The following is an 18825-nucleotide window of genomic DNA, read 5'->3' on the forward strand; positions in this document are numbered from 1 at the left end:
TGAGGTACGTAACGGACTCAGAGTCGTACTCAGAAAGATCTCAGACGGCTCTTTCTATCACCCGGGACCGACAGGAACCCGGGCCGATCATCCCCTGTGCCCAAGGGAGGACCGGCCCGTGATGCCTCCGTTATGCGCCTTCACGCACCCTTCACGCGTCCTCGGCGAGTTCCAGCCAGCGCATCTCCAGCTCCTCGCGCTCCGCGGCCAAGTCCCGAAGCGTGCCGTCGAGTTCGGCCACCTTCGCGAAGTCCGTGGCGTTGTCGGCGATTTGGGCGTGCAGCTTGGTCTCCTTCTCGGAGATCTTGTCGAGCTGCCGCTCGATCTTCTGGAGCTCCTTCTTGGCCACGCGCTGATCGGCGGCGCTCTTCTCCGGGACGGCCTTCTGGACGACCGGGGCCGCGGCGGCGGCCGCCTCCTCCATCTTGTGGCGGCGCTCGATGTACTCGTCGATACCGCGCGGCAGCATCCGCAGGGTGGCGTCGCCGAGGAGGGCGAAGACCCGGTCGGTGGTCCGCTCGACGAAGAAGCGGTCGTGGGAGATCACGATCATCGAGCCGGGCCAGCCGTCGAGCAGGTCCTCCAGCTGGGTCAGCGTCTCGATGTCGAGGTCGTTGGTGGGCTCGTCGAGGAAGAGGACGTTGGGCTCGTCCATGAGGAGACGCAGAAGCTGGAGCCTGCGCCGCTCACCACCCGACAGGTCGCCGACCGGCGTCCACTGCTTCTCCTTGTTGAAGCCGAACGTCTCGCACAGCTGCCCGGCGGTCATCTCGCGCCCCTTGCCGAGGTCGACGCGCTCACGCACCCGCTGCACCGCCTCGAGCACCCGCAGGGCCGGGTCGAGCTCGGCGACCTCCTGGGAGAGATAGGCGAGCTTGACCGTCCTGCCGACGGAGACCCGCCCGCCGACGGGCTGGGTCTCGCCCCCGGTCCGCCAGGCCTCGCGCATGGCGCGCAGCAGGGAGGTCTTGCCGGCGCCGTTGACCCCGACCAGGCCGATGCGGTCGCCGGGGCCGAGCTGCCAGGTGATGTGCTTGAGCAGCACCTTGGGGCCGGCCTGGACGGTCACGTCCTCCAGGTCGAAGACCGTCTTGCCGAGCCGCGTGGACGCGAACTTCATCAGCTCGCTGCTGTCGCGCGGCGGCGGCACGTCCTTGATGAGCTCGTTGGCGGCCTCGACGCGAAAGCGCGGCTTGGACGTACGGGCCGGGGCGCCGCGGCGCAGCCAGGCGAGCTCCTTGCGGACCAGGTTCTGGCGCTTGGTCTCCTCGGTGGCGGCGATGCGCTCGCGCTCGGCGCGGGCGAAGACGTAGTCGGAGTAGCCGCCCTCGTACTCGTAGACATCGCCCTTCTGCACGTCCCACATGCGCGTGCAGACCTGGTCGAGGAACCAGCGGTCGTGGGTGACGCAGACGAGTGCGGACCGGCGCTCGCGCAGATGGCGGGCGAGCCAGGAGATGCCCTCGACGTCGAGGTGGTTGGTGGGCTCGTCGAGCACGAGCAGGTCCTGCTCGTCGATGAGGAGCTTGGCGAGCGCGATCCGGCGGCGCTCACCGCCGGAGAGCGGGCCGATGACGGTGTCCAGGCCCTGCGGGAAGCCAGGCATGTCGAGGCCGCCGAAGAGACCGGTCAGGACGTCGCGGATCTTGGCGTTGCCGGCCCACTCGTGGTCGGCCATGTCCCGGATGACCTCGTGGCGGACGGTCGCGGCCGAGTCCAGGGAGTCGTGCTGGGTGAGGACGCCGATCCGGATCCCGCCGGAGTGCGTGACCCGGCCGGTGTCGGCGTCCTCCAGCTTGGCGAGCATCCGGATCAGGGTGGTCTTGCCGTCGCCGTTGCGGCCGACGACACCGATGCGATCACCCTCGGAGACGCCGAGCGAGACGCCGTCGAGCAGGGCACGGGTGCCGTACACCTTGCTGACGTTCTCGACATTGACCAGATTGACGGCCATTTCTCTCCTGACAAGGGGGACGCTCGACCCTCCAGGGTAGTCCGGCCGCCGCTCACCCCTCGCCCCGCACCCGCTGCGCCGCCCCTGCCTCGGCCGTCAGGTCGTACAGCGTCTGCCCGGGGCAGCCCGTCGGGGTCGGGGCGGCCCTGCGGCCACGGCTCCGGCGGCCCCGATCACGCCACCACGGTCGCACCCGCCGCGGGCCCCGACGCGGTCCGCACGGTCCGGCAGGTGCCGGACGCCGTCAGCGCCGCGGCCACCTTCGCCGCGGCCTGCGGATCGCGCGTCAGGAACGCCGTCGTCGGACCCGATCCCGACACCAGCGCGGCGAGCGCACCCGCGGTCCGGCCGGCCGCGAGGGTGTCGGCGAGCTCCGGGAAGAGCGAAAGGGCGGCGGGCTGAAGGTCGTTGGAGACGGCCGCGGCGAGCGCGTCGGGGTCGCCCTTCGCGAGCGCGTCGATCAGCTCCTGCGAGGCGACGGGCTCGGGGACGTCGAGCCCCTCGGTCAGCCGGTCGAACTCCCGGAAGACGGCCGGGGTGGACAGCCCGCGCCCCGCCATCGCGAAGACCCAGTGGAAGGTCCCGCCGACGTCGAGGACGCGCAGCTTCTCCCCGCGCCCGGTCCCGAGCGCGGCCCCGCCCACCAGGCTGAACGGCACGTCGCTGCCCAACTCGGCGCAGATCTCGAGCAGTTCCTCACGGGAGGCGTTCGTGCCCCACAGGGTGTCGCAGGCCAGCAGCGCCCCGGCACCGTCCGCGCTGCCGCCGGCCATGCCGCCGGCGACGGGGATGTCCTTGGCGATGTGGAGGTGCACGGCGGGTTCGATGCCGCGTCGCGCGGCGAGGGCCAGTGCCGCGCGCGCCGCCAGGTTCGTCCGGTCGAGCGGCACCTGCCCCGCGTCCGGCCCCGCGCAGGTGACGCGCAGTTCGTCGGCCGGGGTGACCGTCACCTCGTCGTGGAGGCCGACCGCGAGGAAGACGTTGGCCAGGTCGTGGAAGCCGTCGGGGCGGGCTGCGCCGACCGCGAGCTGGACGTTGACCTTGGCGGGGACGCGGACGGTGACGCTCACGGGCGGTTCGGCTCCTCGTTGTCGTGCTCGACGCGGTTCTCGGCGATGCGGGCGAACTCCTCGACGGTGAGGGCCTCCCCGCGCGCCTGCGGCGAGACCCCGGCGGCGACGAGCGCGGCCTCGGCGGCGGCCGCGGAGCCGGCCCATCCGGCGAGGGCGGCCCGCAGCGTCTTGCGCCGCTGTGCGAAGGCCGCGTCGACGACGGCGAAGACCTCGCGCCTGGAGGCGGTGGTCGGGACCGGTTCGGCGCGCTTGACGAGCGACACGAGCCCGCTGTCGACGTTGGGCGCGGGCCAGAAGACCTTGCGGCCGATGGACCCGGCCCGCTTGACGTCGGCGTACCAGTTGGCCTTCACCGACGGCACGCCGTACACCCGGGAGCCGGGCCCCGCGGCGAGCCGGTCCGCGACCTCGGCCTGGACCATGACGAGGGTCCGCTCGATGGTCGGGAAGGTCTCCAGCATGTGCAGCAGGACGGGTACGGCGACGTTGTAGGGCAGGTTCGCCACGAGCGCTGTGGGCGCCGGGCCCGGCAACTCGCCGACCTGCATCGCGTCGGAGTTGACCAGCGCGAACCGGTCGGCCCGGCCGGGCATGCGGGCCGCGATGGTGGCGGGCAGCGCGGCGGCGAGCACGTCGTCGATCTCGACCGCGGTGACCCGGTCCGCGACTTCGAGCAGCGCGAGGGTGAGGGATCCGAGCCCCGGACCGACCTCGACGACGACGTCGTCCGGGCGGACGTCTGCGGTGCGGACGATACGGCGCACCGTATTCGCGTCGATCACGAAGTTCTGCCCGCGCTGCTTGGTCGGTCGCACACCGAGGACTTCCGCGAGCTCACGGACGTCGGCGGGGCCGAGAAGGGCATCGGGGGCGGGGCTGCTGCTCACGGCCACAAGGGTACGGGGCGGCGGGGGCACCCCTCACCCGTGCAGCCGCCTCCCGCAGTGCGGCCACGGGCTGGCGCCCCGCTGCACGTACAGCTTCTTCGCCCGGAAGGTCTGTTCCGCCGCCGGTGCGTCCTGCGGCCGTCCGCTCCCGCCCAGCCCCTGCCAGGTCCGGGTGTCGAACTGGTACAGCCCGCCGTACGTCCCCGAAGGGTCCACCGCGTCGGGGCGGCCCCCCGACTCGCAGGTGGCCAGTTGCTGCCAGTCCAGTCCGTCCGCGCCCTGCACGGACATCGGCATCGGCCTGGTCCCCACCTTCACCACCTGCGTCCGCGGCTCCCGGACCACCTCGGTCCTGATCCGCCGGGGCTTCTGCTTGACGCCGTTGACGGTCCGCAGGGAGTACGTGATCCGCCGCAGCCCCGCCTGCCCCGCCTGCTCGACGACCTCCGTGCCCTTGAACAGCGAGGGGTCCTCGGTCCGCTCCACCCGGAACGGGATCGCCTCCTCGCGGACCTCCTTGGACCCGGTGATCCGCAGCACGGTGACGGTCTGCCCGTCCCGCGGGAAACTCCCCGGCGCGACCGACGTCGTGTCCTGCCCGCGCAGCGTGATGCCGGCCTCCTCGACGACCTCCCCCACCGTTGCCGCGTTCGTGCGCACGGTGCGCGACCGGCCGTCCGCCATGACCGTGACCGCGCGCTCGGTGCGCACGTCCAGCGTGAGCCCCTCGCGTCCGATCGGCCGGGAGCGCGAGGTCGACAGATACGCGCCCTCCGCGCGCACCCCCAGCTGCTTGAGCGCCCCGTCCACCGTGCGCGCCGTCGTCCACACCTCGCGCCGCTCCCCGTCGAGCGTGAGCCGCACGGGGCGCCCGTAGTGCACGGCGATCTCGTCGCCGCTGGAGAGCTCCGTCCCGGGAGCTGGCGCGACCACGTCGTGCGCTCCCACGTCGACGCCCTCGTCGGCGAGGAGTTCGCTCACGTCGTCGGCGAAGGTGTGCAGGGTGCGCGGCTTGCCGTCGACGGTCAGCTCGATCGCCTTGTCCTTGGCGACGAACGCGGTGGTGCCGCCGGCGAGGAACGCCACGACCAGCGCCTGGGGCAGCAGCCGGCGCATCGCGCTGTCCGGGCGCTCGGCGCCCCGCCCCTTCCGCCGGCGCGCGGCCCGCCGGCCCGCTCCGCCGTGCGGCGCGGGCGCCTCGGGCAGCTCGTAGGCGGGCCGGTAGGTGTCCTCGTACGACACGGGCATCGGCGGGGTCGGCAGCGTCGGCGCGACCTGGACGCCGTACGCCACTGTCTCCGCGTTGTGCGGGTCGTACACCGCGGCGTACGGATCGTTCGGGCCGTACGTCTCGTACGTCTGGTACTGGGAGTTGCTCACGCCGACACGCTCCAGGGTCCAGAGAGACCCAGAACCTAGCGGAGTGTCCGTCACTCTCCAAAGCGACGTGGCTACGGGTGGTGACGACCGATCGGGTCAGTAACCGAACGCCCGAGCGGTGTTCGCGGCGAGTGCCGTGGCCAACGTGTCCTCGTCGACGCCTCGCACCGCGGCCATCGCGCGCACCGTGACCGGGATGAGATACGGCGCGTTGGGCCGTCCGCGGTACGGGACCGGCGTCAGGAAGGGCGCGTCGGTCTCCACGAGGAGCAGCTCCGGCGGGGCCACCGCGACCGCGTCCCGCAGGTTCTGGGCGTTCTTGAAGGTGACGTTGCCGGCGAAGGACATGAAGTACCCGGCGCGGGCGCAGAGCTCGGCCATCTCGGCGTCGCCGGAGTAGCAGTGGAAGACGGTGCGCTCGGGAGCGCCCTCCTCCTTGAGCACTCGCAGGACGTCGGCGTGGGCGTCGCGGTCGTGGATGACGAGGGCCTTGCCGTGCCGCTTGGCGATCTCGATGTGGGCACGGAAGGAGCGCTCCTGCGCCTCCTTGCCCTCGGGGCCGGTGCGGAAGTGGTCGAGGCCGGTCTCGCCGACACCCTTGACCTGCGGAAGCGCGGCCAGGCGCTCGATCTCCGCGAGCGCCTCGTCGAGCGCCTGCGCGCCCCCCGGCTGCCGCGCGCCCTGCCGGGACCAGCCGTCGGGATCGCCGTGGACGATGCGCGGCGCCTCGTTGGGGTGCAGGGCGACGGTCGCGTGGACGGCGTCGTACCGCGCCGCTGTGTCCGCGGCCCACTGCGAGCCCCGGACGTCACAGCCGACCTGCACGACCGTCGTCACGCCCACCGACGCGGCCTTCGCGAGGGCCTCCTCGACCGTCCCTGACTGCATGTCGAGGTGGGTGTGGGAGTCGGCGACGGGCACCTGGAGGGGTGCGGGGAGCGGCGGCGCCGCGTGCTTGTCGCGAGCGGTGGAGCTGGAGGAGGGCATGCCCCGATCCTACGAAAGGGGCATGCCCTCTCCCCGGGGGGAGGCGGGGCTTCAGCTCGCCTTGCGGTGGTGGAACGGGTGGAGGAGATCGGACAGCTGCCAGTGGTGGCGCTCCTTGGCCTGCGCGGGCACCTCGGGCGCCTCCACCGGCCCGGCCTGCGGGGCACGGCGCTGCCCGCGGCGCACGGCGTCGAGCACCGAGGACACCTGCCCCGCCCGCATGATGCGGACGACGTGCCCGTCGCAGTTCTGGCACGTGGGCCTGCTCAGCGGCGACGGCACGACCTGGTCGTTCGCGACGTAGATGACGAACTCGTGGCCGTCGGCACCGGTGTGGTGCTCGATCTCGTACGACTGCTCCCAGCCGTGCCCGCACCGCATGCAGGCGAAGGAATACGACTCGTGGACGACGGCGGTGGCGCCGCTGCGCAGTGCGGCGGTCTGCCCTGCGATCTCGCTCATGCCAGCTCCTCTGGTCCGCTGGACCCAGGGACGGGTGCGTCCCTTCGTCCAGTGGACGCCTGCGCCGGAGCGAATGCATCAGCCCTGTCGAGTGTTGGAACCGTCTTGGACTTTCCTTGCCGAAACGGCCCTTACGGCGGGGGCTGCGCTTTGCCTTCGGCCCTCCCCCTTTGCCTGCCCGTGGGGCGCACGCTCAAAAGACATGCGCCCTGCTCAGAGGGCCTGTGCGCGGGGTCACGCGCCCTTTCTAGGAGGCCGCGTTCTTGGCCGCCACGACCGCGTCGAAGACCTCCCGTTTCGGCAGTCCCACCTCCGCCGCCACCGCCGCGATCGCCTCCTTGCGCCGCTCGCCCGCCTCCTCACGCACCCGCACCCGGCGCACCAGCTCCGGGCCGTCGAGCTCCTCGGGCCCCTTCTCCGGCGCCCCCTCGACGACGACGGTGATCTCCCCGCGCACCCCCTCCGCGGCCCACGCGGCCAGCTCCCCCAGCGGGCCCCGCTTGACCTCCTCGTACGTCTTGGTCAGCTCCCGGCAGACGGCGGCCCGCCGCTCCGCGCCGAACACCTCGGCCATCGCGGCGAGGGTGTCGTCGAGCCGGTGCGGGGCCTCGAAGTACACGAGGGTGCGCCGCTCCTGGGCGACCTCCCGCAGCCGGGTCAGCCGTTCGCCCGCCTTGCGCGGCAGGAACCCCTCGAAGCAGAACCGGTCGACGGGCAGCCCGGACAGCGCGAGCGCGGTGAGGACGGCGGAGGGGCCGGGCACGGCGGTGACCCGGATGTCCTTCTCCACGGCGGCCGCCACCAGCCGGTAGCCGGGGTCCGAGACCGACGGCATCCCGGCGTCGGTCACGAGCAGCACGCGCGCGCCGCCGACGAGCTCCTCGACCAGCTCCGGCGTACGGGCGGCCTCGTTGCCCTCGAAGTACGACACGACGCGGCCCTTGGGCGTCACCCCGAGCGCCTGGGTGAGGCGCCGCAGCCGCCGGGTGTCCTCGGCGGCGACCACGTCCGCGCCGGCCAGTTCCGCGGCGAGCCGGGGCGGGGCGTCCGCGATGTCGCCGATGGGGGTGCCTGCCAAAACAAGGGTTCCTGTCACGTTTCCATCCTCGCAGCACCCATCCACGGGACTCCCACAGCCGTGTTCCCTACGATGGCGCGGTGACCAGTACAGCGTCGTCCATGGACTCCACGGACACCCGACAGGCCCAGGCACCGCAAGACCAGCGGCCGTCGTGGCAGCAGCGGCTGCGCCGTTTCGGCTACACGGCCGGGCCCAGAAGCGACGTGCGGGACCGGCTCGTGCCGCCGTACACGCAGCCCAACCCCCGGATGTGGGCGGCGCTCGGGCTGCCGAAGGCGCTGGTGGACCGGATCGTGCGCTGGTCCGGCTGGGGCGGTCCGCTGCTCGTCACCCTGTTCGCGGGCGTCATCCGGTTCTGGAACCTGGGCGGCCCCAAGGCGGTGATATTCGATGAGACGTACTACGCCAAGGACGCCTGGGCGCTCGTCCACCGCGGCTTCGAGGTCAACTGGGACAAGAACGCCAACGACCTGATCCTGGACGTCGGCAGCAAGGTGCCGGTCCCGACGGACCCGTCGTACGTCGTGCATCCGCCGGTCGGCAAGTACGTCATCGGACTCGGCGAGCTGATGTTCGGGTTCGACCCGTTCGGCTGGCGGTTCATGACGGCCCTCCTCGGCACCCTCTCGGTGCTGATGCTGTGCCGTATCGGCCGCCGCATCTTCCGCTCGACGTTCCTGGGCTGTCTGGCCGGCGCGCTGATGGCGGTGGACGGGCTGGCCTTCGTGATGGCCCGCACCTCGCTGCTCGACGGCGTGCTGATGTTCTTCGTGCTGGCCGCGTTCGGCTGTCTGGTCGTCGACCGCGACCGGACCCGGGAGAAACTCGCGGCCGCGCTCCCGCTCGACGCGGACGGCCGGGCCCGTCCCGACGCGCACACCGCCGAGACGACCCGCTTCGGATGGCGCCCCTGGCGCTGGCTGGCCGGTCTGACGCTGGGCCTGGCCATCGGCACCAAGTGGAACGGCCTGTACATCCTGGCCGCGTTCTGCGTCATGGCGGTCCTGTGGGACGTCGGCTCCCGCAGGGTCGCGGGCGCCCGTCACCCGTACGGGGCGGTCCTCAGGCGCGACCTGAGCCTGACCTTCCTGGCGACGGTGCCGGTGGCGATCGCCACGTACCTGCTGTCCTGGCTCGGCTGGATCCTCTCCCCCACGGACGGCACCGGCGGCTACTACCGCAACTGGGCCGCGACGGACGGCAAAAACAGCGACTGGTCCTGGCTGTTCCCGGACTGGTGGCGCAGCCTGTGGCACTACGAGCACCAGGTCTACGACTTCCACGTCGGCCTGCACTCCCCGCACACGTACCAGTCCAACCCGTGGAGCTGGATCGTCGACGGCCGCCCGGTCTCGTTCTTCTACGAGTCCCCCCTGCCCGGCAACGACGGCTGCCCCGCCGACGCCGGCGAGAAGTGCGCCCGCGAGGTCCTCGCCATCGGCACCCCGCTGCTGTGGTGGGTGGCCGCCTTCGCGATCGCCTACGTCCTGTGGCGCTGGCTCTTGCGCCGCGACTGGCGCGCGGGCGCGATCGCCTGCGGCATCGCCGCCGGCTACCTCCCCTGGTTCATGTACCAGGAACGCACGATCTTCTTCTTCTACGCCGTCGTCTTCCTGCCCTTCCTGTGCCTGGCCGTCGCGATGATGCTCGGCGCGATCATCGGCCGGCCCGGCTCCAGCGACACCCGGCGCGTGGCGGGGGCCACGGGGGCGGGTGTGCTGGTGCTGCTGATCGCCTGGAACTTCATCTACTTCTGGCCCCTGTACACCGGGACCGCCATCCCGATCGACGACTGGCGTTCACGGATGTGGCTGGACACCTGGGTCTAGCGGTCCGGCACCGGTCTCTCTTCGGCCAACAAAAGGAAACACCTCTCACAGTTGTCACTCACGCCACTTACAGTGCGAGGACTGATAACGGGGAGGGGTTCAGTTCCATGGGCAAGGGGGTCAAGGCCGCCGTCATCGGCAGCGTGTTCGCCGTGATGGTGGGTGGGGCCGGGTACGGCGCGTTCAACATCGTGTCCGCGCTGAACGACGACGGGGGCTCCGGCGGGTCCGAGGTGAAGTCGGGGCCGCCCAGCGGGGACGAGGTCGAGGAGACGTCGGGGAAGTTCTTCGCGGCCTGGGAGAAGGGCTCCGCGGCGTCGGCGTCGCAGTACACGAACAACAACGCGGCCGCCCGGGCACTGCTGACGGAGTACCGCGAGAACGCGCACATCACCGGCGTGAGGATCACGCCCGGTACGGCTCAGGGGGCCACCGTCCCCTTCACCGTGAAGGCGAAGGTGACCTACCGGGGGACGTCCGAGCCCCTGTCGTACAAGAGCAGTCTGAGCGTCGTCCGTGGTCGCACCACCGGCAAGGCGCTCGTGGACTGGAAGCCGTCCGTGATCCACCCGGAGCTGCGGACGGCCCAGGACGCGCTCGTCACCGGCCCGTCCGCGACCCCGCCCATCGAGGCGGTGGACCGGGGCGGCAAGGTGCTGACGAAGGACAAGTACCCCTCGCTGGGCCCGATCCTGGACGCGCTGCGCGCCAAGTACGGCGCGAAGGCGGGCGGCACCCCGGGCGTCGAGCTGTTCGTCCGGCACGACGGAGACGGCTCCCCCGACACCCCGCTGCTGACCCTCTCCAAGGGCAAGGCGGGCAAGCTTCAGACGACGATCAGCGCGAGCGCGCAGGCGGCGGCCGAGACCGCGGTGACGCAGTACGCCAACTCCTCGGTGGTGGCCGTCAAGCCGACCACGGGTGAGGTGCTGGCGGTCGCCAACCACCGCAAGGACGGCTTCAACGCGGCCTTCGAGGGCGCGCAGCCCCCCGGCTCCACGATGAAGATCCTCACCTCGGCGATGCTCATCGACAACGGCGTGACCTCGATGAACGGCCCGGCGCCCTGCCCGGACGACGCGATGTGGCAGGGACAGACCTTCAAGAACCTGAAGAACATGAAGCCGGACCTGAACGCCACGCTCGCCAACAGTTTCATGCGGTCCTGCAACACGGCCTTCATCAAGCTGATCGACGAGGACCCGCTCACCGACGAGTCGCTGACCGCGGAGGCGCAGACCAAGTTCGGGCTCGGCCGGGACGACTGGAAGACCGGCATCACCTCGGTCGACGGCAGCGTCCCCGCCGAGAGCGGCCCGGACCGGGCCGCCAACGCGATCGGCCAGGGCAAGGTCACCATGAACCCGCTGAACATGGCGTCCGTGACGGCCACCGCGATCACCGGCACCTTCCGCCAGCCCTACCTGGTCTCGCCGGAGCTGGACGACCGCAAACTGGCCACCGCCGAGGGACTGCGGGCGGGCACGGCCGACCAGCTGAAGCAGATGATGCGGCTGACGGCCACCCAGGGCACCGCGGCACCGGTCATGCGAGGGCTCGGCGGGGACATCGGGGCGAAGACCGGCTCGGCCGAGGTGGACAATGTGGCCACCTCCAACAGCTGGTTCACCGGGTTCCGCAATGATGTCGCCGCGGCGGCCATGACCGAACAGGGCGGCCACGGCGTCGACGCGGCCGGCCCGATCGTGAAGGCCGTACTGGCGGCGGGTGGCTGAACTCACCCGCACAGGACGGGACTCTAGGCTGGTCGCCGTCGTTGAGTGAGGGACGAGGGCGACGGGGACCCTGGGGAAACGCGGAGGACAGAGAGCTGTGGGCAAGAGAAGGCGCGTCGCCGAGCGACGGAAGACGCATCGCCCCGCCGTGATCGGCGGGATGATCGCCGTGGTCGTCGGTGGCGCCGGCTTCGCCGTGTACGCGCTGTACGGCGGCGGGGCGGCGGCCGAGGACCGGACCTCCGCCGTCGCCGACCAGAAGCCGAAGGTCAAGACCGGCCCGCTGTCCGCGACAGAGGTCGACACCGCGGCGCGGACCTTCCTCACGTCCTGGCAGTCGGGCCAGGTCGCCCGGGCCGCGGCCGTCACGGACGACACCGCGGCGGCCACGAAGCTGCTCACCGCCTACCCCAAGGACGCCCACCTCAAGAACGTCACTCTCACCCCGGGCGCCCGCACCGGCGACAAGGTCCCCTTCTCCGTCAAGGCGACGGTGTCGTACAAGGACACCAGCAAGCCGCTGGCGTACGACAGTTCGCTGACCGTGGTGCGCGACACCGCCACTGGCAAGCCGCAGGTCGACTGGCACTCCTCGGTCGTCCACCCCGACCTGAAGGACGGCGACACCCTGGTCACCGGCGAGTCCGGGACCCCGCCGATCAAGGCGCTCGACCGGGACGGCGGGGAGATCACCGAGAAGAAGTACCCGTCGCTGGGCTCGGTCCTGGACGGGCTGCGGGAGAAGTACGGCAAGAAGGCCGGCGGCAGGGCGGGCATCGAGCTCCAGGTGGTGCGCGGCAAGGAGTCCAAGGCCGACGAACTGTCCGACAAGACGCTGCTGACGCTGAGCAAGGGCACGCCCGGCACGGTGAAGACCACGCTCAGCCCGGGCATGCAGGCGGCCGCCGAGGCGCAGGTCGCGAAGAAGGCGAAGTCGTCCGTGGTGGTGCTGCGTCCGTCGACCGGGGAGATCCTGGCCGCCGCGAACGCCTCCCACGGCTTCAACGTCGCGTTCCAGGGCTCGCTCGCCCCGGGTTCGACGATGAAGGTCGTCACCTCGTCGCTGCTGATCGAGAAGGACCTCGCGTCGGCGGACAAGAAGCACCCGTGCCCGAAGTACTTCACGTACGGCGGCTGGAAGTTCCAGAACGACGACAAGTTCCAGATCAAGGGCGGCACCTTCAAGGCGAGCTTCGCCCGCTCCTGCAACACCGCCTTCATCAGCCAGGCGCCCGAGCTGGACAACGACTCGCTGACCGAGCAGGCCCAGCAGGTCTTCGGTCTGTCCATGAACAACTGGGCGGTCGGCGTGCCCACCTTCGACGGCTCGGTGCCGGTGCAGTCGCAGGCGCAGATGGCGGCCTCGCTGATCGGCCAGGGCGGGGTGCGGATGAACCCGCTGAACATGGCGTCGGTGTCGGCGACCGTCGAGTCGGGCGTCTTCAGGCAGCCCTACCTGGTCTCACCGGACGTGGACGGGCGGACGCTGGCGAAGGCCTCGCGCACGATGTCGTCGGGCACGCTCTCGCAGCTGCGTGAGCTGATGTCCTACACGGCGGCCTACGGCACGGCGGCCGAGGCGATGCAGGGTGTCTACGGCACCGTGGGCGCGAAGACCGGCTCGGCGGAGGTCGACGGCCAGAAGAAGCCCAACGGCTGGTTCACGGCCTACCGCGGCGACCTGGCGGCGGCCGGCGTGGTCCAGTCGGGCGGGCACGGCGGTGACACGGCGGGCCCGATCGTGGCGGCGCTGCTGAAGCTGGGCTAACTCCGTACGGGAGTGGCCGTGTAGGTCCGGCGCAGGAACCTGAGCAGGGCCTTCGACTCGAACTGCACCACAGAGACGCCCTGGGCGGAGTGGAACTCCACCACGGCCTGCACCCGGCCGCACGGCCACACCCGGACGTCCCCGGCCTCGACCGGCGCCCGCAGGCCCCGTTCCAGCAGTTCGCGCTGGAAGGTCCACTCGTGCGGGCCGGGAAGGCCGACCCGTACCGCGCGCGGATCGGTGTCGGGGTCGTAACGCAGCACGACCGGGACGGCCTCGGGTTCCGCGATCGCGAGGTCGGCGTCCGTGACGATGTGGGCTCGCGCGTACTGCTCGACTACGGACATCGGATCGGCCCCTTACGCTGCGTGACCTGTGCGGAAGCTGTGCACCCGCTTCCTCTCCAATGTCGCATATTTTTCGGATCTCGCCCCCTGCGTAGGACATCTCACATGCACCATGCACGAGGGGGTCGCTCTTGCAAAACGTTCGCATTAAGCCACATCATCGATGCGTGCATGTGCCTGACGGATTTATCGACGCCCCCACGTCCGCCGCCGCCGGAGCGGTCGCCGCCGCGGCTGTCGCGGTGTCACTGCGCGGTGCCCGCCGCGAACTCGACGAGCGCACCGCGCCGCTGGCCGGCCTGGTGGCGGCGTTCATCTTCGCCGTACAGATGCTGAACTTCCCCGTCGCCGCGGGGACCAGCGGCCACCTCCTGGGAGGCGCGCTGGCGGCGATTCTCGTCGGCCCCTACACCGGGGTCCTCTGTGTCTCCGTCGTCCTGCTCATGCAGGGCATCCTCTTCGCGGACGGCGGTCTGACCGCGCTCGGCGTGAACATCACCGTCATGGGCTGTGTGACGACGGTCGTGGCGTACGCCGTCTTCCGCGGCCTGGTGAAGGTGCTGCCGCGCACCCGCCGGTCCGTCACCGCCGCCTCCTTCGTGGCCGCCGTGCTGTCCGTGCCGGCCGCGGCCCTCGCCTTCACCCTCATCTACGCGATCGGCGGCACCACCGACGTCGCCATCGGCAAGGTCGCCACCGCCATGGTCGGCGTGCATGTGCTGATCGGCATCGGCGAGGCCGTGATCACCGCGCTGACCGTCGGCGCCGTGATCGCCGTACGCCCGGACCTCGTGTACGGGGCGCGCGGGCTCCAGCAGAAGCTCAAGCTGCGGGTCAACGGCGAACTCGTCGATGTACCAGCCGTTCCGGCCGCCTCCGCCCCGGCCGCCGCCCGCTCCTCGCACCGCGGGGTGTGGCTCGCGGGCCTCGCCACCTCCCTCGTCCTCGCCGGTGTCGTCAGCTTCTACGCCTCCGCCGACCCCGACGGCCTGGAGAAGGTCGCCGCCGACAAGGGCATCGACGCGAAGGCGAAGGAGCACGCCGCCGCCGACTCACCGCTCGCCGACTACGGCGTCAAGGACGTCGACGACGCCCGGCTCTCCGGCGGTCTCGCGGGCGTGATCGGCGTGGGTGTCACGGTCGTCGCGGGCAGCGGGATCTTCTGGGCGGTGCGCAGGCGCCGTACGCAGGACGTCTCCCCGGTGAGCACGACGGTCGCCTGACATGGGGGCCGGACACGCGCACAAGCTCTACCGGCACGGGCACTCGCCCGTGCACGGTCTGCCGCCGCACACCAAGCTCGCCGCGGTGTTCGCCTTCGTGGTGGTCGTCGTCTCGACACCGCGGGAGGCGATGTGGGCCTTCGGCCTGTACGCCGTGCTGCTGGGCGTCGTCGCGTACGTCGCGCGCGTGCCGGCCGGGTTCGTCCTCAAACGGCTGCTGATCGAGGTGCCGTTCGTCGCGTTCGCGGTGCTGCTGCCGTTCGTGGCGGAGGGCGAGCGGGTCGAGGTGCTGGGGATGTCCCTCAGCGTCAGCGGGCTGTGGGGCGCCTGGAACGTGCTCGCCAAGGGCACCCTGGGCGTCGCCGCCTCCGTGCTGCTCGCCTCCACCACCGAGCTGCGTGAACTCCTGCTGGGATTGCAGCGGTTGAAGCTGCCGCCGCTGCTCGTGCAGATCGCGTCCTTCATGATCCGCTACGGCGATGTCATCACGGACGAGATGCGGCGAATGCGGATCGCCCGGGAGTCACGGGGGTTCGAGGCGTCCGGCGTGCGCCACTGGGGCGTCCTCGCGAAGTCGGCCGGCGCCCTCTTCATCCGCTCCTACGAACGCGGCGAGCGCGTCCACCTCGCCATGGTCAGCCGTGGGTACGCCGGTTCCATGCCGGTCATCGACGAGGTGACCGCCTCCCGGGCGCAGTGGACGTACGCGTTCGCGCTCCCCTCCGCCGCCCTTGTCGTATGTCTGCTGGGATGGACGCTGTGACCGCTTCCCTCGAGGTCTCCGGCCTCGCCTACGCCTACCCCGACGGCCACCAGGCCCTGTTCGGCGTGGACCTCTGCGTCGCGCGCGGCGAACGCGTCGCGCTGCTCGGCCCGAACGGCGCCGGCAAGACGACCCTCGTGCTGCACCTCAACGGCATCCTGTCCGGCGGCACGGGCACGGTGAAGGTCGCCGGGCTGCCCGTCGGCAAGGAGCACATGGCGGAGATCCGGCGCAAGGTCGGCATCGTCTTCCAGGACCCGGACGACCAGTTGTTCATGCCGTCGGTCCGGGAGGACGTGGCGTTCGGTCCGGCCGCGGCGGGTGTGAAGGGCGCGGAACTCCAGGCGCGGGTCGACCGTGCGCTCGCGCAGGTCGGCATGGCCGAGTTCAAGGACCGGCCGCCGCACCACCTCTCCTTCGGGCAGCGGCGCCGGGTGGCGGTCGCGACCGTGCTCGCCATGGAGCCGGAGATCCTCGTCCTCGACGAGCCGTCCTCCAACCTCGACCCCGCCTCCCGCCGCGAACTCGCCGACATCCTGCGCTCCCTGGACGTCACGGTCCTCATGGTCACGCACGACCTGCCGTACGCCCTGGAGCTCTGCCCACGCTCCCTCGTCCTCAGCGAGGGCGTCATCGCCGCCGACGGCAAAACCGCCGAGCTGCTGTGCGACGACGACCTGATGCACGCCCACCGTCTGGAGCTGCCCTACGGCTTCGATCCGCGTTCGGTGTCCGGTGCGGCCGGGCGTCCGTGACAATGGGCGCGTGACGAACGAGGACCACGCCGGTGAGGGCTCGCTGCTCCTGGACGAGCAGCTGTGCTTCGCGCTGTACGCCGCCCAGCGCGCGGTGACGGCCGCGTACCGGCCGCTGCTGGAGGAGCTCGGTCTCACCTATCCGCAGTACCTCGTCCTGCTGGTGCTCTGGGAGCGCGGCGAGACGACGGTGAAGGATCTCGCGGAGGCGCTGCGGCTCGACTACGGCACGGTGTCGCCGCTGCTCAAGCGGCTGGAGAGCGCGGGGGTGGTGCGCCGGGAGCGAGCGGCCCACGACGAGCGCTCGGTGCTGGTCGCGTGCACGGGGCGCGGGGAGGAACTGCGCGAGCGCGCGGCCCGTGTGCCGGGCGCGCTGCAATCGGCGACCGGGCTGGGCGGCGCGGAGGTCGTGCGGTTGCGCGAGGAGTTGTGGGAGCTCACCCGCCGGGCGCGGGCCGCGGCTGAGCGCCCCCTCTGAACTCCTGTTACCCACGGTTGCCACCCCCTGGTTCTCCGACCCCTGCCTACTGGTCGGTACCTTGTGCACGATGTATTTGTGCGCACCTGTTCTGGGGGGAGCCAGTCATGAGTGAGGACACCGCCGTCGACACCCGTCCGACGAAGATCATGTACGTCGCCGAGGCCACCGCGCACGGCGGCCGGGACGGCTATGTCACCAGCCAGGACGGCCAGATCGAGCTGAAGGTCGCGATGCCGCCGCAGATGGGCGGCGACGGCAACGGCACGAACCCGGAGCAGTTGTTCGCGGCGGGTTACAGCTCCTGCTTCCACAACGCGCTGGTGCTGGTGGGCCGCCGCTTCGGCTTCGACCTGACCGGCTCCACGGTCGCCGCGAAGGTCGGCATCGGCCCCAACGCACAGCGCGGCTACGGCCTGGCGGTCGCCCTCAGCGTCTCGCTCCCCGTCCTCGACCAGGACGTCGCCACCAAGCTGGTGGACGCCGCCCACGAGGTCTGCCCGTACTCCAACGCGACCCGCGGGAACATCGACGTGACCGTCCTGCTTGGGTAGAGGGGAAGCACGGAGCAGCGGGAACAGCGAGAGCGGGGCGCACGGACGTGGATGTGAACGGCACGGTCGCCGAGGGGTTCGAGCCGGTCAGGGACGCGTTCGTCAGGAACTTCGAGACGCTCGGCGACCGGGGCGCGGCCATCGCCGTGTACCGGGACGGGCGCAAGGTCGTCGACCTGTGGGCCGGCACCAAGAACCTCGACGACGCCGCCGACGGCGAGCCCTGGCAGCGCGGCACCGCGCAGATCGTGCGCTCGGCGACCAAGGGCGTCGCCGCCGCCGTACCCCTGCTCCTCGCCCAGCGCGGACAGCTGGACCTGGACGCCCCGGTGGCCGCGTACTGGCCGGAGTTCAAGGCGTACGGCAAGGAGCGGCTGCTGGTCCGGCATGTGCTGAACCATCGGGCCGGACTGCCGGTGCTGGACCGTCCGCTCACCCCCGAGGAGGCCCTGGACCCGCGCAGGGGGCCGGAGGCGGTCGCGGCCCAGGCGCCCGCCTGGGAGCCCGGCACGGACCACGGGTATCACGCGCTGACGTACGGCTGGCTGCTGGACGAGCTCGTGCGGCGCGTGACGGGACGCGGCACCGGGGAGTGGATCGCGACAGAGATCGCCGGGCCGCTGGGGGCGGAGCTGTGGCTGGGGCTGCCCGAGGCGGAGGCGTACCGGACGGGGCGGGTCGGCCGCGTCGAGACGCCCGAGCCCGCGAACGCCCTGCGCGCCCGCCCCAAGCGTTCGGTCACCGAGGCCTACGCCGACCCGGACTCCCTCACCAACCGCGCGTTCGGCGCGATCACCCCCTTCCCGGACCAGAACGACCCGGCGTACCGCGCGAGCGCGCTGCCCGCGACGAACGGCATCGCGACGGCGGACGGGCTGGCCCGCTTCTACGCCGCGCTGATCGGCGAGGTCGACGGCGTACGGCTGTTCACGCCGGAGACCGTCGCACTGGCCCGCGCGGAGGAGTCCGCCGGACCGGACCGGGTGCTGGTGATCAGCACCCGTTTCGGTCTCGGCTACATGCTGCACGGCAGCGCCTCGCCGTTCCTCGGCCCCGGCTCCTTCGGGCACCCGGGCCGCGGCGGCGCCCTCGGCTTCGCCGATCCGGAGACGGGCATCGCGTTCGGCTATGTGACCAACGGCCTGCGCAAGACGGTGACGGCGGACCCGCGGGCGCAGGCGCTGGTGCGGGCGGTGCGTGCCGCTCTGTAGGCGCGGCTAGACGTGGATCGGGTGCGACGTCCGTCCGGACGCCGCGTCGATCTCCCCGTGCGCCTTGGCCAGCATCTGCATCGCGAGGTCGTTGAGCGCGCGGGCGCCCGCGATCTCCTCCCCCACCCTCGGCTGGTTGGAGTCGGTGCGGTGGCGGCTGGCCTGTCCGTGGGCCCGTACCTCGGAGCCGTCGGGCAGGCGCACCATCGCGACCGCCCTCGTGCGGTCGTCGTCCTCCTGGAACTCCATCTCGACGTGCCATCCCACAGTGGTGTGCATCATGACGATCACCTCCGGAAGAACTCCTTCCAGAGTGCTCCTCGCGGGGTGCCCGCGC

Annotated in this window: 18 protein-coding genes; 9 read left to right on the forward strand and 9 right to left on the reverse strand. The window is 71.5% G+C overall.

The genetic code is table 11. From position 1 onward, the window contains the following. Positions 1 to 151: 151 nt before the first annotated feature. The 7 genes from OG381_RS20930 to rsmI form a co-directional block, all read right to left on the reverse strand. Complete coding sequence (locus OG381_RS20930; RefSeq protein WP_327717587.1) at positions 152 to 1954, reverse strand: ABC-F family ATP-binding cassette domain-containing protein; 1803 nt, start codon at positions 1952 to 1954, stop codon at positions 152 to 154. 173 nt (positions 1955 to 2127) lie between these two features. Next, positions 2128 to 3024: a 4-(cytidine 5'-diphospho)-2-C-methyl-D-erythritol kinase gene (locus tag OG381_RS20935; protein WP_327717588.1), complete on the reverse strand. Its 897-nt coding sequence runs from the start codon at positions 3022 to 3024 to the stop codon at positions 2128 to 2130. After that, positions 3021 to 3914 (reverse strand): 16S rRNA (adenine(1518)-N(6)/adenine(1519)-N(6))-dimethyltransferase RsmA, encoded by an 894-nt coding sequence (gene rsmA / locus OG381_RS20940; RefSeq protein ID WP_327717589.1) that lies wholly within the window; start codon positions 3912 to 3914, stop codon positions 3021 to 3023. The genes OG381_RS20935 and rsmA overlap by 4 nt, the downstream gene beginning before the upstream one ends. Before the next feature lie 33 nt (positions 3915 to 3947). Next, positions 3948 to 5294, reverse strand: a complete 1347-nt coding sequence (locus tag OG381_RS20945; RefSeq protein ID WP_327717590.1) for a ubiquitin-like domain-containing protein — start codon at positions 5292 to 5294, stop codon at positions 3948 to 3950. Positions 5295 to 5390: 96 nt separating this feature from the next. Beyond that, positions 5391 to 6281 (reverse strand): TatD family hydrolase, encoded by an 891-nt coding sequence (locus tag OG381_RS20950; RefSeq protein ID WP_327717591.1) that lies wholly within the window; start codon positions 6279 to 6281, stop codon positions 5391 to 5393. 51 nt (positions 6282 to 6332) lie between these two features. Continuing rightward, positions 6333 to 6743 carry a hypothetical protein gene (locus OG381_RS20955; RefSeq protein ID WP_327717592.1) on the reverse strand — a complete coding sequence of 137 codons (411 nt, stop codon included), beginning with the start codon at positions 6741 to 6743 and terminating at the stop codon, positions 6333 to 6335. A 247-nt stretch (positions 6744 to 6990) separates the two neighbouring features. Then, complete coding sequence (gene rsmI / locus OG381_RS20960) at positions 6991 to 7839, reverse strand: 16S rRNA (cytidine(1402)-2'-O)-methyltransferase (protein WP_327717593.1); 849 nt, start codon at positions 7837 to 7839, stop codon at positions 6991 to 6993. 62 nt (positions 7840 to 7901) lie between these two features. Between rsmI and OG381_RS20965 the strand changes: the two genes are divergently transcribed. The 3 genes from OG381_RS20965 to OG381_RS20975 all read left to right on the forward strand — a co-directional run bounded on the left by OG381_RS20965 (position 7902) and on the right by OG381_RS20975 (position 13157). Further along, the gene (locus OG381_RS20965; protein ID WP_327717594.1) at positions 7902 to 9653 is read left to right on the forward strand and encodes a dolichyl-phosphate-mannose--protein mannosyltransferase; all 1752 of its coding nucleotides are present in this window, start codon (positions 7902 to 7904) and stop codon (positions 9651 to 9653) included. Between the two features lie 107 nt (positions 9654 to 9760). Next, complete coding sequence (locus OG381_RS20970; RefSeq protein WP_327717595.1) at positions 9761 to 11389, forward strand: penicillin-binding transpeptidase domain-containing protein; 1629 nt, start codon at positions 9761 to 9763, stop codon at positions 11387 to 11389. 97 nt (positions 11390 to 11486) lie between these two features. Continuing rightward, positions 11487 to 13157: a penicillin-binding transpeptidase domain-containing protein gene (locus tag OG381_RS20975; RefSeq protein ID WP_327717596.1), complete on the forward strand. Its 1671-nt coding sequence runs from the start codon at positions 11487 to 11489 to the stop codon at positions 13155 to 13157. On the opposite strand, the gene OG381_RS20980 is transcribed toward OG381_RS20975, so the two are convergent. Continuing rightward, entirely contained in the window at positions 13154 to 13504 is a 351-nt protein-coding gene (locus OG381_RS20980; RefSeq protein ID WP_327717597.1) for an SsgA family sporulation/cell division regulator, read from the reverse strand. The genes OG381_RS20975 and OG381_RS20980 overlap by 4 nt on opposite strands. 167 nt (positions 13505 to 13671) lie before the next feature. Here OG381_RS20980 and OG381_RS20985 point away from each other — a divergent pair, with 167 nt between their 5' ends. From OG381_RS20985 to OG381_RS21010, 6 genes are all read left to right on the forward strand, one after another. Further along, on the forward strand, positions 13672 to 14727 hold the full coding sequence (locus tag OG381_RS20985; protein ID WP_327717598.1) for an energy-coupling factor ABC transporter permease: 1056 nt from the start codon (positions 13672 to 13674) through the stop codon (positions 14725 to 14727). A 1-nt stretch (position 14728) separates the two neighbouring features. Next, on the forward strand, positions 14729 to 15490 hold the full coding sequence (cbiQ, locus tag OG381_RS20990) for a cobalt ECF transporter T component CbiQ (protein ID WP_327717599.1): 762 nt from the start codon (positions 14729 to 14731) through the stop codon (positions 15488 to 15490). Continuing rightward, positions 15478 to 16245, forward strand: coding sequence for an energy-coupling factor ABC transporter ATP-binding protein (locus OG381_RS20995; protein ID WP_327717600.1), 768 nt, complete (start codon positions 15478 to 15480; stop codon positions 16243 to 16245). The genes cbiQ and OG381_RS20995 overlap by 13 nt, the downstream gene beginning before the upstream one ends. Positions 16246 to 16255: 10 nt before the next feature. Further along, entirely contained in the window at positions 16256 to 16723 is a 468-nt protein-coding gene (locus OG381_RS21000; RefSeq protein ID WP_327717601.1) for a MarR family winged helix-turn-helix transcriptional regulator, read from the forward strand. 107 nt (positions 16724 to 16830) lie between these two features. Then, positions 16831 to 17277 (forward strand): organic hydroperoxide resistance protein, encoded by a 447-nt coding sequence (locus OG381_RS21005; RefSeq protein ID WP_327717602.1) that lies wholly within the window; start codon positions 16831 to 16833, stop codon positions 17275 to 17277. A 47-nt stretch (positions 17278 to 17324) separates the two neighbouring features. After that, complete coding sequence (locus tag OG381_RS21010) at positions 17325 to 18488, forward strand: serine hydrolase domain-containing protein (RefSeq protein WP_327717603.1); 1164 nt, start codon at positions 17325 to 17327, stop codon at positions 18486 to 18488. Positions 18489 to 18494: 6 nt separating this feature from the next. Here the strand turns inward: OG381_RS21010 and OG381_RS21015 are convergent, their stop codons facing one another. Then, entirely contained in the window at positions 18495 to 18770 is a 276-nt protein-coding gene (locus OG381_RS21015; protein ID WP_327717604.1) for a DUF1876 domain-containing protein, read from the reverse strand. Between the last annotated feature and the right edge of the window lie 55 nt (positions 18771 to 18825).

The organism is Streptomyces sp. NBC_00490 (genome assembly GCF_036013645.1).
GTDB lineage: Bacteria > Actinomycetota > Actinomycetes > Streptomycetales > Streptomycetaceae > Streptomyces > Streptomyces canus_F.

What these genes read in the sequence shown, in the direction of transcription:
- OG381_RS20930 (WP_327717587.1), bottom strand. Translation starts at nt 1,954, where the DNA reads ATGGCCGTCAATCTGGTCAATGTCGAGAACGTCAGCAAGGTGTACGGC.
- OG381_RS20950 (WP_327717591.1), bottom strand. Translation starts at nt 6,281, where the DNA reads ATGCCCTCCTCCAGCTCCACCGCTCGCGACAAGCACGCGGCGCCGCCG.
- OG381_RS20955 (WP_327717592.1), bottom strand. Translation starts at nt 6,743, where the DNA reads ATGAGCGAGATCGCAGGGCAGACCGCCGCACTGCGCAGCGGCGCCACC.
- OG381_RS20970 (WP_327717595.1), top strand. Translation starts at nt 9,761, where the DNA reads ATGGGCAAGGGGGTCAAGGCCGCCGTCATCGGCAGCGTGTTCGCCGTG.
- OG381_RS20980 (WP_327717597.1), bottom strand. Translation starts at nt 13,504, where the DNA reads ATGTCCGTAGTCGAGCAGTACGCGCGAGCCCACATCGTCACGGACGCC.
- cbiQ (WP_327717599.1), top strand. Translation starts at nt 14,729, where the DNA reads ATGGGGGCCGGACACGCGCACAAGCTCTACCGGCACGGGCACTCGCCC.
- OG381_RS20995 (WP_327717600.1), top strand. Translation starts at nt 15,478, where the DNA reads ATGGACGCTGTGACCGCTTCCCTCGAGGTCTCCGGCCTCGCCTACGCC.
- OG381_RS21005 (WP_327717602.1), top strand. Translation starts at nt 16,831, where the DNA reads ATGAGTGAGGACACCGCCGTCGACACCCGTCCGACGAAGATCATGTAC.
- OG381_RS21015 (WP_327717604.1), bottom strand. Translation starts at nt 18,770, where the DNA reads ATGATGCACACCACTGTGGGATGGCACGTCGAGATGGAGTTCCAGGAG.